This window comes from Pseudomonas sp. JS3066, from assembly GCF_036328175.1.
In the GTDB taxonomy this organism is placed as follows: Bacteria; Pseudomonadota; Gammaproteobacteria; order Pseudomonadales; family Pseudomonadaceae; genus Metapseudomonas.
This window is the reverse complement of record NZ_CP143312.1, coordinates 3,383,267-3,398,826: the sequence shown is the minus strand read 5'-3', so window position 1 is coordinate 3,398,826 and position 15,560 is coordinate 3,383,267. Positions and strand designations below refer to the sequence as shown.

Annotated in this window: 11 protein-coding genes; 5 read left to right on the top strand and 6 right to left on the bottom strand. The window is 59.9% G+C overall.

All coding sequences use genetic code 11. The features are described 5' to 3' along the window. The first annotated feature begins 61 nt into the window (after positions 1 to 61). The 5 genes from clpP (at position 62) to SA496_RS16045 (ending at position 7,118) form a co-directional block, all read left to right on the top strand. A complete protein-coding gene (gene clpP, locus SA496_RS16065) occupies positions 62 to 703 on the top strand; it encodes an ATP-dependent Clp endopeptidase proteolytic subunit ClpP (RefSeq protein WP_077523795.1) in 642 nt (213 codons plus the stop codon). Between the two features lie 109 nt (positions 704 to 812). Further along, positions 813 to 2,093, top strand: a complete 1,281-nt coding sequence (gene clpX, locus SA496_RS16060) for an ATP-dependent Clp protease ATP-binding subunit ClpX (protein WP_077523794.1) — start codon at positions 813 to 815, stop codon at positions 2,091 to 2,093. A gap of 133 nt (positions 2,094 to 2,226) precedes the next feature. After that, on the top strand, positions 2,227 to 4,623 hold the full coding sequence (gene lon / locus SA496_RS16055; RefSeq protein WP_120650286.1) for an endopeptidase La: 2,397 nt from the start codon (positions 2,227 to 2,229) through the stop codon (positions 4,621 to 4,623). 135 nt (positions 4,624 to 4,758) lie between these two features. Further along, on the top strand, positions 4,759 to 5,031 hold the full coding sequence (hupB, locus tag SA496_RS16050) for a nucleoid-associated protein HU-beta (protein WP_003087931.1): 273 nt from the start codon (positions 4,759 to 4,761) through the stop codon (positions 5,029 to 5,031). Between the two features lie 212 nt (positions 5,032 to 5,243). Further along, positions 5,244 to 7,118, top strand: a complete 1,875-nt coding sequence (locus SA496_RS16045) for a SurA N-terminal domain-containing protein (RefSeq protein WP_330114136.1) — start codon at positions 5,244 to 5,246, stop codon at positions 7,116 to 7,118. Positions 7,119 to 7,297: 179 nt separating this feature from the next. On the opposite strand, the gene fabI is transcribed toward SA496_RS16045, so the two are convergent. The 6 genes from fabI to SA496_RS16015 are packed head-to-tail and all read right to left on the bottom strand — an operon-like array spanning position 7,298 to position 15,500. Continuing rightward, positions 7,298 to 8,092, bottom strand: coding sequence for an enoyl-ACP reductase FabI (gene fabI / locus SA496_RS16040; RefSeq protein WP_120650290.1), 795 nt, complete (start codon positions 8,090 to 8,092; stop codon positions 7,298 to 7,300). A 20-nt stretch (positions 8,093 to 8,112) separates the two neighbouring features. Then, positions 8,113 to 9,720, bottom strand: coding sequence for an ABC transporter ATP-binding protein (locus SA496_RS16035; RefSeq protein WP_120650292.1), 1,608 nt, complete (start codon positions 9,718 to 9,720; stop codon positions 8,113 to 8,115). Between the two features lies 1 nt (position 9,721). After that, entirely contained in the window at positions 9,722 to 10,741 is a 1,020-nt protein-coding gene (locus tag SA496_RS16030) for an ABC transporter permease (RefSeq protein WP_120650294.1), read from the bottom strand. A 2-nt stretch (positions 10,742 to 10,743) separates the two neighbouring features. Continuing rightward, positions 10,744 to 11,829, bottom strand: a complete 1,086-nt coding sequence (locus tag SA496_RS16025) for a microcin C ABC transporter permease YejB (protein ID WP_153917174.1) — start codon at positions 11,827 to 11,829, stop codon at positions 10,744 to 10,746. Next, positions 11,830 to 13,677: an extracellular solute-binding protein gene (locus SA496_RS16020; protein WP_330114135.1), complete on the bottom strand. Its 1,848-nt coding sequence runs from the start codon at positions 13,675 to 13,677 to the stop codon at positions 11,830 to 11,832. Continuing rightward, entirely contained in the window at positions 13,674 to 15,500 is a 1,827-nt protein-coding gene (locus SA496_RS16015) for an extracellular solute-binding protein (protein WP_330114134.1), read from the bottom strand. Before SA496_RS16015 ends, SA496_RS16020 begins: the two co-directional genes overlap by 4 nt. Positions 15,501 to 15,560: the final 60 nt, after the last annotated feature.

Below are 15,560 nucleotides of genomic sequence, written 5' to 3'. Positions count from 1 at the left end.
CTCCGAGCTGGCTTATGCGTCTTTAAGACATGACTATTCAATTAGGGAGTGATCGCAGGACATGTCCCGCAATTCGTTTATGCAGCAAATGCCTGACATCCAAGCCGCTGGCGGCTTGGTGCCGATGGTGATCGAGCAGTCCGCCCGTGGTGAGCGCGCCTACGACATCTACTCGCGCCTGTTGAAGGAGCGCGTAATTTTCCTGGTGGGCCCGGTCGAGGACTACATGGCCAATTTGGTGGTGGCGCAGCTTCTGTTCCTCGAGGCTGAGAACCCCGACAAGGACATCCAGCTCTACATTAACTCTCCGGGTGGTTCGGTTACCGCCGGCATGTCGATCTACGACACCATGCAATTCATCAAACCCGACGTTTCGACCCTTTGCATTGGTCAGGCGTGCAGCATGGGTGCGCTGTTGCTGGCTGGTGGTGCTGCAGGCAAGCGTTACTGCCTGCCGCATTCTCGGATGATGATTCACCAGCCGCTGGGCGGCTTCCAGGGCCAGGCGTCGGATATCGAGATTCACGCCCGTGAAATCCTGACCATCCGCGAGCGCCTGAACAAGATCCTGGCTGACCACTGTGGCCAGCCTATCGACGTGATTGCCCGCGATACCGACCGCGACAACTTCATGAGCGGCGACGAAGCAGTCAAATACGGCCTGATAGATCAGGTGCTCAACAAGCGCCAGATCGCGGGTTAAGCCCATCCGCAGGACCGCGGCCGGAGAATATCCGGCCGTTTCGCGGGGTTGAAAATGCCCGCATTTGCCTTCATCTTGTGTTTCACGCCTACCCGATTGGATCGATCGAATGACTGACACCCGCAACGGCGAGGACAACGGCAAGCTGCTTTATTGCTCCTTCTGCGGCAAAAGCCAGCACGAAGTGCGCAAACTGATTGCCGGTCCCTCCGTATTTATCTGCGACGAGTGCGTCGACCTGTGCAATGACATCATCCGTGAGGAGGTGCAGGAAGCCCAGGCCGAGAGCAGTGCGCACAAGCTGCCCGCGCCAAAGGAAATCCGCAACATCCTCGACCAGTATGTGATTGGCCAGGAACGTGCGAAGAAAGTGCTCGCGGTAGCGGTGTACAACCACTACAAGCGTCTGAACCAGCGTGACAAGAAAGATGATGTCGAGCTGGGCAAGAGCAACATCCTGCTGATCGGCCCGACCGGTTCGGGTAAGACCCTGCTGGCCGAAACACTGGCTCGTTTGCTGAATGTTCCCTTCACCATCGCCGATGCGACCACCCTCACTGAGGCTGGCTACGTTGGCGAGGACGTCGAGAACATCATCCAGAAGTTGCTGCAGAAGTGTGACTACGACGTCGAGAAGGCCCAGATGGGGATCGTCTACATCGACGAAATCGACAAGATTTCCCGTAAGTCCGATAACCCGTCGATTACCCGCGATGTTTCGGGTGAAGGCGTGCAGCAGGCGTTACTGAAGCTGATCGAGGGCACCGTTGCCTCAGTTCCTCCGCAGGGTGGACGCAAGCATCCGCAGCAGGAGTTCCTGCAGGTCGACACCCGCAACATCCTGTTTATCTGTGGTGGTGCGTTTGCCGGGCTGGAGAAAGTAATCCAGAACCGTTCCACTAGAGGTGGCATCGGCTTCAACGCAGAGGTTCGAAGCAAGGACCTGGGCAAGAAGGTGGGTGAGGCTCTCCGCGAAGTCGAGCCGGAAGATCTGGTGAAATTCGGCCTGATCCCCGAGTTCGTCGGCCGTCTGCCAGTCATCGCTACTCTCGACGAGCTGGACGAAGCTGCGCTGATGCAGATTCTCACCGAGCCGAAGAATGCGCTGACCAAGCAGTACACCAAACTGTTCGAAATGGAAGGTGTAGACCTCGAGTTCCGTCCCGATGCTCTCAAGGCCGTTGCCCATCGTGCGCTCGAGCGCAAGACTGGTGCTCGTGGCCTGCGTTCCATCCTCGAAGGAATTCTGCTCGACACCATGTATGAGATTCCCTCTCAAACAGATGTAAGCAAGGTAGTCATCGACGAAAGTGTCATCGAAGGATCGTCCAAGCCTCTGTTGATCTACGAGAACAACGAGCAGCCTGCTAAGGCGGCGCCTGACGCTTGATGAAACAAAGGGGCCTGCGGGCCCCTTTGTATTTCCTGCCTCAAAGCTTGTTTTTTCCCGGGCCTAACCCCATCTTAGGGCCAAGGGTTTTCCCATCTGTTTACGGCCTTAGGGCCGCCGTAGAGCTGATACCATGAATACGACTGCTGAATTACCTCTCCTGCCATTGCGCGATGTCGTCGTCTATCCGCACATGGTCATCCCGCTTTTCGTAGGGCGTGAGAAATCCATCGAAGCACTCGAGGCTGCGATGACGGGGGACAAGCAGATTCTCCTGGTTGCCCAGAAGAACCCCGCCGATGACGATCCGGGCGAAGACGCCCTGTATCGCATGGGCACCGTCGCCACTGTGCTCCAGTTGCTGAAACTGCCGGACGGCACCGTGAAGGTGCTGGTTGAGGGCGAGCAGCGTGGCTCGATCGAACGTTTCATCGAAGTGGATGGGCATTGCCGCGCCGAAGTCAGTCTGGTCGATGAAGTCGATGCGGGCGAACGCGAATCCGAAGTATTCATCCGCAGCTTGCTCAGCCAGTTCGAACAGTATGTGCAGCTGGGCAAGAAAGTGCCTTCCGAGGTGCTCTCCTCGCTGAACAGCATCGACGAGCCGGGCCGTCTGGTGGACACCATGGCTGCTCATATGGCGCTCAAGATTGAGCAGAAGCAGGAAATTCTCGAGCTGACTGATCTATCCGAGCGCGTTGAGCATGTGCTGGCGTTGCTGGATGCCGAAATAGACTTGTTGCAGGTCGAGAAGCGCATTCGTGGTCGCGTCAAGAAGCAGATGGAGCGCAGCCAGCGTGAGTACTACCTGAATGAGCAGATGAAGGCCATTCAGAAGGAGCTGGGCGACATCGATGAAGGTCACAACGAAGTCGAAGAGCTGAAGAAGCGCATCGACAACGCCGGCCTGACCAAGGAGGCAATGGCCAAGGCCAATGCCGAGCTGAACAAGCTGAAGCAGATGTCGCCGATGTCTGCTGAAGCGACTGTAGTGCGCTCCTACATCGATTGGCTGGTCAATGTGCCGTGGAAGGCCGAGAGCAAGGTTCGCCTGGACTTGGCCAAGGCCGAAGACATCCTCGATGCCGACCATTACGGTCTGGATGAGGTCAAGGAGCGTATCCTTGAATACCTCGCCGTGCAGAAGCGCGTGAAGAAGGTAAAAGGCCCCGTACTTTGCCTGGTTGGCCCGCCCGGCGTGGGCAAGACCTCACTGGCCGAGTCCATTGCCCGTGCCACCAATCGCAAGTTCGTACGCATGGCCTTGGGTGGTGTGCGCGACGAGGCTGAAATCCGTGGCCACCGCCGCACATATATTGGTTCCATGCCGGGTCGCCTGATCCAGAAGATGACCAAGGTTGGCGTGCGCAACCCCCTGTTCCTGCTCGACGAAATCGACAAGATGGGCAGCGACATGCGCGGTGATCCTGCGTCTGCACTGCTGGAAGTGCTCGATCCTGAGCAGAATCACAACTTCAACGACCATTACCTGGAAGTCGATTACGACCTCTCGGACGTGATGTTCCTCTGCACCGCCAACTCCATGAACATTCCGGCCCCGTTGCTGGACCGTATGGAAGTGATTCGGTTGCCGGGTTACACGGAAGACGAAAAGGTAAACATCGCGGTCAAGTACCTCGCACCCAAGCAGACCAAAGCCAACGGTCTGAAGAAGGGCGAGCTGGAATTCGACGAGGCAGCCATCCGCGACATCATTCGCTACTACACCCGCGAAGCCGGTGTGCGTAGCCTTGAGCGCCAGATTGCCAAGGTTTGCCGCAAGGCCGTGAAGGAGCATGCCCGTGAGAAGCGCTTCGCTGTACAGGTCACGGCTGAATCCCTCGAGCATTTCCTGGGCGTGCGCAAATATCGCTACGGGCTGGCCGAGCAGCAGGATCAGATCGGTCAGGTGACTGGTCTGGCCTGGACCCAAGTTGGTGGTGAGTTGCTGACCATCGAGGCCGCGGTCGTTCCCGGCAAGGGCCAGTTGACCAAGACCGGTTCGCTGGGTGACGTGATGGCAGAGTCCATTACGGCTGCGCTTACCGTGGTTCGCAGTCGTGCGAAGAGCCTTGGTATTCCCGCCGACTTCCATGAAAAACGCGACATTCACATTCATATGCCTGAAGGGGCCACTCCGAAGGATGGCCCGAGCGCCGGCATCGGAATGTGCACGGCCCTCGTTTCAGCCATGACGCAGATTCCGGTTCGTGCCGATGTAGCCATGACCGGGGAAATCACCTTGCGTGGCCAGGTGCTCGCGATTGGTGGTTTGAAAGAGAAGTTACTGGCTGCGCATCGTGGTGGAATCAAGACCGTGATCATTCCCGAAGAGAATGTGCGCGATCTCAAAGAAATTCCCGAAAATATCAAGCAAGACTTGGCGATTAAACCGGTTAAATGGATTGACGAGGTCCTGCAAATTGCGCTGCAATACGCCCCGGAGCCCTTGCCCGATGCGGCTCCGGAGATGGTTGCAAAGGATGACAAGCGCGAGACTGATTCCAAGGAGCGAATCAGCACGCATTAGCCGGGGGGCTTTCTTGACACATTTTTCGAGCCCTTGTTATAAAGCGGCTCTTATGTGTTAGCAGGCCATCCAGCACCCGCTTTGCTTACACCAAACAACTAAGAAACAACTCAACAGAAATAAGGGGACTTAAGAGTGAACAAGTCGGAACTGATTGATGCTATCGCCGCATCTGCTGACATCCCGAAAGCTGTAGCTGGCCGCGCGCTGGACGCAGTTATCGAATCCGTTACTGGCGCTCTGAAGGCTGGTGACTCCGTGGTGCTGGTTGGCTTCGGTACTTTCGCTGTTAAAGAGCGTGCCGCTCGTACTGGCCGTAACCCGCAGACTGGCAAGCCGATCAAGATCGCTGCTGCCAAGATCCCTGGCTTCAAAGCCGGCAAAGCTCTGAAAGACGCCGTCAACTAAGCGTCTTTTGGGCTCTGCCCGACCGGGTCGGGTTCAACCTGACCCGATAGCGGAGCGGTGGAAGCGGAGAGTTTCTTCCTACCACCAGAGAGGTCGAATCTCAGACTCCGCAAGCTACGAGAAGGCGCATCCTTGGATGCGCCTTTCTCATATTCGGATACTCTACCCGCGTTACTCGGCTGCGACTTAATGCGGCCGTTTCTGGGGGACCCATGCTGCAGAACATACGGGACAATTCACAGGGGTGGATTGCCAAAACCATTATTGGCGTAATCATCGCACTGCTGGCGCTGACCGGCTTCGACGCCATTTTCAATGCCACCAGCAATCGCCAGAACGCGGCTGAGGTCAACGGTGACGAAATCACTCTGGACCAGTTGAGCGAAGCTGTGAACATGCAGCGCCGCCAGTTGCAGCAGCAACTGGGCAAGGACTTCGATGCTTCCCTGCTGGACGAAAAGCTGCTGCGCGAAGCCGCGCTGAAGGGCCTGATTGAGCGCAAGCTCCTGCTGCAAGCAGCCGGTGATGCCGATTTCGCTTTCTCGCAAGGCGCCCTTGACCAGCTCATCCTGCAGACGCCGGAGTTCCAGGTGGACGGCAAGTTCAATGCCGACCGCTTCGATCAGGTCATCCGCCAGATGAACTACAACCGCCTGCAGTTCCGTCAGATGCTTGAGCAGGAAATGCTCATCGGCCAACTGCGTGCGGGCTTGGCTGGTAGTGGCTTCGTGACTGATGCGGAAGTTGAAGCCTTCGCTCGCCTGGAGAAGCAGACCCGCGATTTCGCGACCCTGACGCTCAAGGCTGATCCGGCTGCCGTCAGCGTTTCCGATGAAGAGCTGAAAACTTATTACGACGCCCATGTCGACCAGTTCAAGAGCGCCGAGCAGGTTGTGATCGAGTATGTCGAGCTGAAAAAGGCTGCCTTCTTCGACCAGGTCGAAGCCAAGGAAGAAGACCTCAAGGCTCAGTACCAGAAAGAGATCAGCAACCTGGCTGAGCAGCGTCAGGCCGCCCACATCCTGGTGGAGGTCAACGACAAGCTCAACGAGGAACAGGCCAAGGCGAAGATCGAGCAGGTCAAGCAGCGCCTGGACAAGGGCGAGGACTTCGCCGCGCTGGCCAAGGAATTCTCCGATGACTCCGGCTCTGCTGCCAATGGCGGTGACCTTGGCTTCGCAGCTCCTGGCGTATATGAGCCTGCCTTTGAGGAATCGCTGTATGCGCTGAAGCAGGGTGAAGTGTCCGCCCCCGTGCGTACCCAGTACGGCTGGCACCTGATCAAGCTGCTGGGCGTACAAGCACCTGAAGTCCCGAGCTTCGAGAGCCTCAAGCCGAAGCTGGAGCACGACATCAAGGCCCAGCAAGTTGAGCAGCGTTTCGTCGAAGTGAGCAAGGAGCTTGAAGACGCCGCGTTCGAGGCTTCCGACCTGGCCCAGCCGGCCCAGGAACTGAAGCTGGAAGTCAAGACCAGCGCACCCTTCGGTCGTGAAGGTGGCGAAGGCCTGACGGCCAACCGCCAGGTCCTCCAGGCTGCATTCAGTCCGGAAGTGCTGGAAGACGGTGCCAACAGCTCGGCGATCGAGCTGGACCCGGATACCGTGATCGTCCTGCGCGTCAAGGAGCACAAGAAGCCTGAGCAGCTTGGCCTGGATAAGGTCGGTGACAGCATTCGTCAGCATCTGATGGGCCAGAAGGCAGGCGAAGCCGCCAAGGCCAAGGGTGATGCGCTGATTGCCAGTCTGCGCGAAGGCAAGACCCCGGTTGAGCAAGCTCAGGAAGGCCAATCCTGGAACGTGGTAGAAGCCGCTACCCGCAGCCAGGAGGGAGTCGAGCCTTTGCTGTTGCAGGCCCTGTTCCGCATGCCGAAGCCGGCCGCTGCAGACAGGCCTGAGTTCACTGGTGTGAAGCTGAACAATGGCGACTACGTTGTAATTCGCCTGAACGGCGTCAATGTGCCGGAGGAGAAACTCTCCGAGCAGGAAAAGGCGATGTACAGCCGATTCCTTGCTTCGCGCAGTGGCCAGCAGGATTTCGCTGCCTACCGCCGCCAGGTCGAAGAGAAAGCGAAGATCGAGCGTTTCTGATCGATTCGCTGAAGAAGAAGGCCGCTTATGCGGCCTTTTTCTTTTGTGCGCCCAGCTTAATAACCGAACCGAACCGAACCGAACCGATTCGCGAGCAGGGCTCGCTCCTACAGGGTGGACGCGTCGGTGACGGCCACAAAAAAGCCCGCACGAGTGCGGGCTTTTTTGGGGGGCGACTATCAGTCTTCGATATTGCCCATGGCGGTGGTGTTGAAACCACCGTCGACGTACATGATTTCGCCGCTGATGCCCGAGGCCAGATCGGAGCACAGGAAGGCGCCGGCGTTGCCGACTTCTTCGATGGTCACGTTACGGCGCAGGGGGGTCTGCTTCTCGTTGGCGGCGAGCATCTTGCGGAAGCTCTTGATGCCGGAAGCGGCCAGGGTGCGGATCGGGCCGGCGGAGATCGCGTTGACGCGAGTGCCTTCCGGGCCGAGGCTGCCGGCCAGGTAGCGAACGCCTGCTTCCAGGCTGGCCTTGGCCATGCCCATGACGTTGTAGTTCGGCATGGTGCGCTCGGCACCCAGGTAGGACAGGGTCAGCAGGCTGCCGTTGCGGCCTTTCATCAGTTCGCGACCGGCCTTGGCCAGGGCGACGAAGCTGTAGGCACTGATGTCGTGGGCGATGCGGAAACCTTCACGAGTGGTGACTTCGGTAAAGTCGCCGTCCAGCTGGTCGCCAGGGGCGAAGCCAACGGAGTGCACGATGCAATCCAGGCCATCCCACTTCTTGGCGAGGGCCTCGAAGACCGCGACGATTTCTTCGTCCTTGGCCACGTCGCAGGGGAAGCACAGCTCGGCGCTGGAGCCCCAGCCCTCGGCGAACTCTTCCACGCGGCCTTTCAGTTTCTCGTTCTGATAGGTGAAGGCGAGCTCGGCGCCTTCGCGATGCATGGCTGCAGCGATGCCCGATGCGATGGACAGTTTGCTGGCTACGCCAACGATCAGTACGCGCTTACCGGCGAGAAAACCCATGTGCTTTCATCCTCTTCTGGTTAATGGGCAGTTTCCGGAGCCAGGAATGCGGCTTCCAGCAACTGCTTCGTATAGCTGTGCTGTGGGGCAGCGAAGATGGCATCGGCCGGACCCTGTTCGACCACCTGTCCGTGCTTGATCACCATCAGGTGGTGACTCAGGGCCCTGACCACCGCCAGATCATGGCTGATGAACAGGTAGGTCAGGTTGTACTTGGTCTGTAGCCTGCGCAGCAACTCCACTACCTGGCGCTGAACCGTCCGGTCGAGCGCCGAGGTGGGCTCGTCCAGCAGGATCAGTGCCGGTTTCAGCACCAATGCCCGGGCAATGGCAATCCGCTGCCGCTGCCCGCCGGAAAACTCGTGGGGGTAGCGGTGCCGGGTTTCCGGATCCAACCCTACCTCCAGGAGCGCATCGATGATGGCTTGTTCCTGTTCCGCTTCGGTGCCGATACGGTGGATTCGCAGACCCTCTCCGACAATCTGACCCACGCACATGCGTGGGCTAAGACTGCCGAAGGGGTCCTGGAAGACCACCTGCATCTCGCGCCGGAACGGCCGCACATCCTTTTGCGACAGGCCTTCCAGGGACTGGCCCTGGAAGCGGATGCCGCCCCGGCTGCCAAGCAGCCGGAGAATCGCCAGGCCCAGCGTGGACTTTCCAGAGCCACTTTCGCCCACGATGCCCAGGGTTTGGCCCTGCGGCAGGCTGAAGTTGACGCCGTCCACGGCCTTTACATGATCCACGGTGCGCCGCAGCAACCCCTTCTTGATGGGGAACCACACGCGCAGGTCATCGACCTCCAGCAGTGGCGCGCCCTCGGGGTTCTCTGCCGGCCGGCCCGAAGGCTCGGCGCCGAGCAGTTCCTTGGTGTAGGGATGCTGAGGTGCATGGAACAGCTCATCACACGACGCTTGTTCGACGATGCAACCGCGCTGCATGACACATACGCGATGTGCAATTCGCCGAACCAGGTTCAGATCATGGCTGATCAGCAGCAGCGCCATGCCCAGGCGGGCCTGCAATTCCTTGAGCAGTTCGAGAATCTTCAGCTGGACGGTGACATCCAGCGCGGTAGTGGGTTCGTCGGCGATCAGCAGTTCCGGCTCGTTGGCCAGGGCCATCGCGATCATCACCCGCTGCCGCTGGCCGCCAGACAGCTCGTGGGGGAAAGCCTTGAGTCGCTTGTGCGGTTCGGGTATGCCGACCAGCTCCAGCAGCTCCAGGGTCCGCTTCGTGGCGGCCTTGCCTGTCAGGCCCTTGTGCAGGGCGAGCACTTCGTTGATCTGCTTCTCGATGTTGTGCAGCGGGTTGAGCGAGGTCATGGGTTCCTGGAAGACCATCGCGATGCGGTTGCCACGAATGCCCCGCAGTTTGTTCTCGGGTAGTTTCAGCAGGTCCTTGCCGGCGTAGTGGATGCTGCCGCTCGGGTGGCGGGCGAGCGGGTAGGGCAAGAGGCGCAGGATGGAGTGGGCGGTCACCGACTTGCCGGAGCCGCTTTCGCCTACCAGCGCCAGGGTCTCGCCCTTGCGGATGTCGAAATTGATGCCTTCGACTACGCGTTGGGCCTTGTCGCCGCTGACAAACTCGACGGAGAGGTCGCGGATTTCGATCAGGTTCTCGCTCATCTCACTTCCTCGGGTCGAAGGCATCGCGCGCGGCTTCGCCGATGAAAACCAGCAGGGTCAGCATGGCCGCCAGCACTAGGAAGGCGGAGATGCCGAGCCAGGGCGCCTGCAAGTTGGATTTGCCCTGGGCCACCAGCTCGCCGAGGGAGGGCGCTCCTGGCGGCAGGCCGAAGCCGAGGAAGTCCAGTGCGGTGAGGGTGCCGATTGCGCCGGTCAGGATGAACGGCATGAAAGTCATGGTGGACACCATGGCGTTGGGCAGGATATGGCGGAACATGATGGCGCCGTTCTGCATGCCCAGGGCGCGCGCAGCACGCACGTATTCCAGGTTGCGGCCGCGGAGGAACTCGGCCCGCACCACGTCCACCAGGCTCATCCAGGAGAACAGCAGCATGATGCCCAGCAGCCACCAGAAGTTCGGCTGCACGAAGCTGGCCAGGATGATCAGCAGGTAGAGCACCGGCAGGCCGGACCAGATTTCCAGGAAACGCTGCCCGACCAGGTCGACCCAGCCGCCATAGAAGCCCTGCAGGGCGCCGGCGATCACGCCGATGATCGAGCTGAGCAGGGTCAGGGTCAGGGCGAACAGAACCGATACGCGGAAGCCGTAGATTACCCGTGCCAGCACATCGCGGCCCTGGTCGTCGGTTCCCAGCCAGTTGTCCGCCGAGGGCGGCGCGGGGGCCGGCACCTTGAGGTCGTAGTTGATGGTTTCGTAGCTGAACGGGATGGGCGTCCAGATCATGCTGCCGCCCTTGGATTCGATCAGTTCGCGGATATAGGGCGTCTTGTAGTTGGCTTCCAGCGGGAATTCGCCACCGAAAGTGGTTTCCGGGTAGCGCTTGAGGAAGGGGAAATACCACTGGCCGTCGTAGTTGACCGCCAGAGGCTTGTCGTTGGCGATCATCTCGGCACCCAGGCTCAGGACAAAGAGGATCAGAAATAGCCACAGTGACCACCAGCCGCGCTTGTTGGCCTTGAATCGCTCGAAGCGCCGCTGGTTGATGGGGGAGAGGGCCATGCTCAACCCTCCCGGCTTTCGAAGTCGATACGCGGATCGACCAGGGTGTAGGTGAGATCGCCAATCAGTTTCACGACCAGCCCCAGTAAAGTGAAGATGAAGAGCGTGCCGAAGACCACGGGATAGTCGCGGTTCAGGGCTGACTCGAAGCTCAACAGGCCCAGCCCATCTAGGGAGAAGATCACCTCGATCAGCAGGGAGCCAGTGAAGAAGATGCCGATGAAGGCCGACGGGAAGCCAGCGATGATCAGCAGCATCGCATTGCGGAATACGTGGCCGTAGAGCACGCGATTTTCCGACAGGCCCTTGGCGCGGGCGGTGACCACGTACTGCTTGTTGATCTCGTCGAGGAAGCTGTTCTTGGTCAGCAGTGTGAGCGTGGCGAAGTTGCCGATCACCAGGGCAGTCACCGGTAGCGCCAGGTGCCAGAAGTAGTCGGCAATCTTTTCGGTGAAGCTAAGCTCGTCGAAGTTGTTCGAGGTGAGCCCGCGCAGTGGGAACCAGTCGAAATAGCTGCCGCCGGCGAAAAGCACGATCAGCAGGATGGCGAACAGGAAGGCAGGAATGGCATAGCCGACGATGATGGCGGTGCTGCTCCAGACGTCGAAGGCGCTGCCGTGGCGTACCGCCTTGGCGATTCCCAAGGGAATGGACACCAGGTACATGATCAGGGTGCTCCAGAGCCCGAGGGAGATGGACACCGGCAACTTCTCGATGATCAGGTCGATAACCTTGGCGTCACGGAAGAAGCTCGTCCCGAAGTCCAGCTTCAGGTAGCTCGTGATCATCAGCCAGAAGCGTTCCGCGGCGGGCTTGTCGAAGCCGTACATCTTCTCGATCTCGGCCACCAGTTCCGGGTCGAGGCCTTGGGCTCCGCGGTAGTTGGAGCCAGCAGTGGCAACTTCCGAACCACCTCCGGAGATCCGACCGGTGGCGCCGCCCGCGGCGGCATCGAAGCCTTCCAGCTTGGCGATCATCTGCTCGACCGGACCGCCGGGAGCGGCCTGGATGATGATGAAGTTGATCAGCAGGATGCCGAACAGCGTTGGAATGATCAGCAGCAGTCGACGGAGTATGTAGGCGAGCATTTACTGTGCATCCGGCTCGGAGGTGGGTTGCTCAGACTGGCTAGCAGTTTCCGTGCCCGGTTTCTGCCACCAGGTCATCAGGCCGAAGTCATACAGCGGTGTGCTGTCCGGGCGCTGGAAGTGGTTCCAGTAGGCGACGCGCCAGGTATCGACGTAGTAGTTGGGCACCACGTAGTGCCCCCACAGCAGTACTCGGTCCAGGGCGCGAGCGTGTTTCACCAGGCTCTGGCGCGAGTCGGCGCGGATCAGGCCTTCCACCAGTTTGTCGATGGCAGGGTCACGCAGGCCGATGAAGTTGCGGCTGCCGGCGCTGTCGGCACTGCGCGAATGCCAGTACTCCATCTGTTCGTTACCCGGCGAGTTGGACTGGCCCCAGGTGGCGGGAATCATGTCGAAGTCGCGCGAGCGCAGTCGATTGATGTACTGGGATACGTCCACGCGGCGGATCTGCAGGTCGATACCCAGTTCGGCGAGGTTGCGCTTGAAGGGGAGGATCACTCGCTCGAGGTTGGCCTGGGCGGTAAGGAACTCGAAGACCAGGGGCTTGCCGTCCGGGCCAACCATTTTGTCGTTCTCGATCTTGTAGCCGGCGTCCATGAACAGCTGGTAAGCGCGACGCTTTTGTTCACGGATGATGCCGCTGCCATCGCTGACCGGTGGCTGGAATACCTGGCTGAAGACTTCTGCCGGCACTTGGTCGCGCAGCGGTTCGAGAATCTTCAGTTCATCAGCGTCAGGCAGCTCGTGGGAAGCCATTTCCGAGTTCTCGAAGTAGCTGCTCGTGCGTTTGTAGGAGCTGAAGAAGAGTTGCTTGTTCGCCCATTCGAAGTCGAACAGCTGGGCGATGGCTTCGCGCACGCGACGGTCCTGGAATACTGGTCGGCGAATGTTGAAGGCGAAACCTTGCATGCCGGTTGGATTGTGGTTGGGGATAGCTTCCTTGAGGATCTTGCCGGCGCGCAGGGCGGGGCCTTCGTAGCCGGTGGCCCAGTCCTTGGCGGAATACTCCAGGTTGAAGTCGAACTGCCCGGCCTTGAAGGCTTCAAGGGAGACCGACATGTCGCGGTAGTAGTCCACTGTGATGGCGTCGAAATTGTAGTAACCGCGCGTCACTGGCAGGTCCTTGGCCCACCAGTCCTTGACCCGCTCGTAGCGGATCGAGCGACCGGCGTCGACCTTGGCAATACGGTAGGGGCCACTGCCTACCGGGGGTTCCATGTTGGTCTTGCCGAAGTCGCGGCCTTCCCAGTAGTGCTTGGGCAGCACCTGGATCTGGCCGATGATCAGCGGCAGCTCGCGGTTGCCTGGATGCTTGAAATCGAAGCGCACACGTTGTTTGTCCTCCGCCTCCACCTTGGCGACGTCCGCATAGTAATGGCGGTACATGGGGTCGCCGTGCTCGACCAGGAGGTTGAAGGTGAAGACCACGTCTTCGGCGGTCACTGGCTGACCGTCATTGAAGCGTGCCTTGGGGTTCAGGTAGAAGCGCACGTAGCTGTTGTCCGGCGCTTTCTCGATCTTTTCAGCCAGCAGGCCGTACTCGGTGAAGGGTTCGTCCGGGGAGTGGAAGGTCAGGCTGTCGTAGATCAGGCCCAACTGGTCGGCTGAATTACCGCGGGGGATGAACGGGTTGAGACTGTCGAATCCGCCAACCCCGGCGAGGCGCAGTATGCCTCCCTTGGGGGCATCCGGATTGACCCAGGAGAAGTTCTTGAAGTTTTCCGGGTACTTGGCCGACTCATCGTAAAGGGTGATGGCGTACTTCGGCTCGGCGATGGCGAGCCCGGCCAGGGATAGCAGCAGGGCGCCACAGCCTTGCAGGCAAAGGTTGCGTAGCGTTTTGCTCATCGGGCGTTCTCCGTGGGCTTCAGCCACCAGGCGCGCAGGCCCAGGGTGTAGGGCGGCGTGGTGACGAAGGCGAACCGGTTGCGGTACGCCAGGCGGTGATAGTTGATGTACCAGTTGGGGATGCCGTAGTGCTGCCACAGCAGGGTGCGGTCCAGTGCGCGTGCGGCGGCCAGCTGTTCGTCGCGGCTCTGGGCGCCGAGGAGTTTCTCGATCATCTCGTCGGCTACCGGGTTGGCGACGCCCGCATAGTTCTTGCTGCCCTTCACGCCTACCTGGCTGGAATGGAAGTAGAGGTATTGCTCCAGGCCGGGGCTCAGAGTCTGCGGCAGGGTCATGAGGATCATGTCGTAGTCGAAGTGGTCCAGGCGCTGCTTGTACTGGGCGCGATCCACCGTACGCAGGCTGACGTCGATGCCGATGCTGGCGAGATTTTCGCGGTAGGGCTGGAGGATGCGTTCAAGGTTCGGATTGACCAGCAGGATTTCGAAACGTAGCGGCTGGCCACGATCATTTACCAGGCGCTGGCCGGACAACTTCCATCCGGCTTCGGCCAATAGACCCAGGGCACGGCGAAGGGTTTCCCGCGGAATGCCTCGGCCTTCTGTGGTTGGCACCTGGAAAGGCTGAGTGAACAGTGGCTCGGGCAATTCCTGGCGATGCGGGGATAGGAGTAGCCACTCATGCCCCTCGGGCTTGCCCACGGCGCTGAACTCGCTGTTCGGGTAATAGCTGGCGGCGCGTATGTAGGCGTTGTTGAACAGCGTGCGGTTGGTCCATTCGAAGTCGAACATCAGCCCCATGGCTTCGCGGACCTTGCGGTCGCCGAACACTGCGCGTCGGGTGTTCATGAACAGGGCCTGTGTCTGGGTCGGGATCTGGTGCGGAATCTCCGCGCGGATCACATCCCCTCGGGCGATGGCTGGAAAACGATAGCCGTTGGCCCAGTTCTTCGCCTGGTGCTCGATGTAAAAATCGAACTCGCCGGCCTTGAAGGCTTCGAAGGCGACGTTGCTGTCTCGGTAGAACTCCACCTCAACCCGGTCGAAGTTGTACTTGCCGCGGTTGGCTGGAAGCTGTTCGCCCCACCAGTCCTTGACTCGCTCGAACACCAGGCTGCGCCCTGGCCTCACCTGGGTAATGCGATAGGGACCACTGCCCAAGGGCGGCTCGAAGCTGGTCGCCTTGAAGTCTCGGTTCTTCCAATAGTGCTGCGGCAGCACCGGCAGTTCGCCGAGGCGAAGAATCAGCAGCGGGTTGCCGGCGCGTTTGAGCACGAAACGGATGCGGTGGCGGTTGAGGATGTCGACCCGCTTTACTTCCTGAAGGCTGGTGCGGTACTGCGGGTGGCCATTCTTGATCAGGGTGCGGTAGGAAAAGGCTACATCGAAGGCGGTTATCGGCTTTCCATCGTGGAAGCGGGCTTCTTCGCGCAGGTTGAACACCACCCAGCTTCGGTCCTCGCTGTACTCGACGCTCTTGGCGATCAGGCCGTAGCTGGAGGCAGGTTCGTCGCCGGACGGGTCGTACTGGCCGGTGCCCACCATCAGCGGCTCGTTCAACTCGGTCACGCCGTACTGCTGGAAGTTCGGCGTGGACACTGGGCTGGTGCCCTTGAAGGTGTAAGGGTTGAGCGTGTCGAAGGTGCCGAAGGCCATCACCCGCAAGGTGCCGCCTTTGGGAGCGTTGGGGTTGACCCAGTCGAAATGGTCGAAATTGGCGGGGTATTTCAGGGCGCCGAACTGAGCGTAGCCGTGGCTTTCGGTCAGGTTGGCGAAGCAGGGTTGGGCCAGCAGGCCAATGAGCATGAACGCAAGACGACGCATCAGGCGGGGGTCCGATCCATGGATATCGTGTCGGGCATGTGGGTGCTGGCCTCGCTGGCG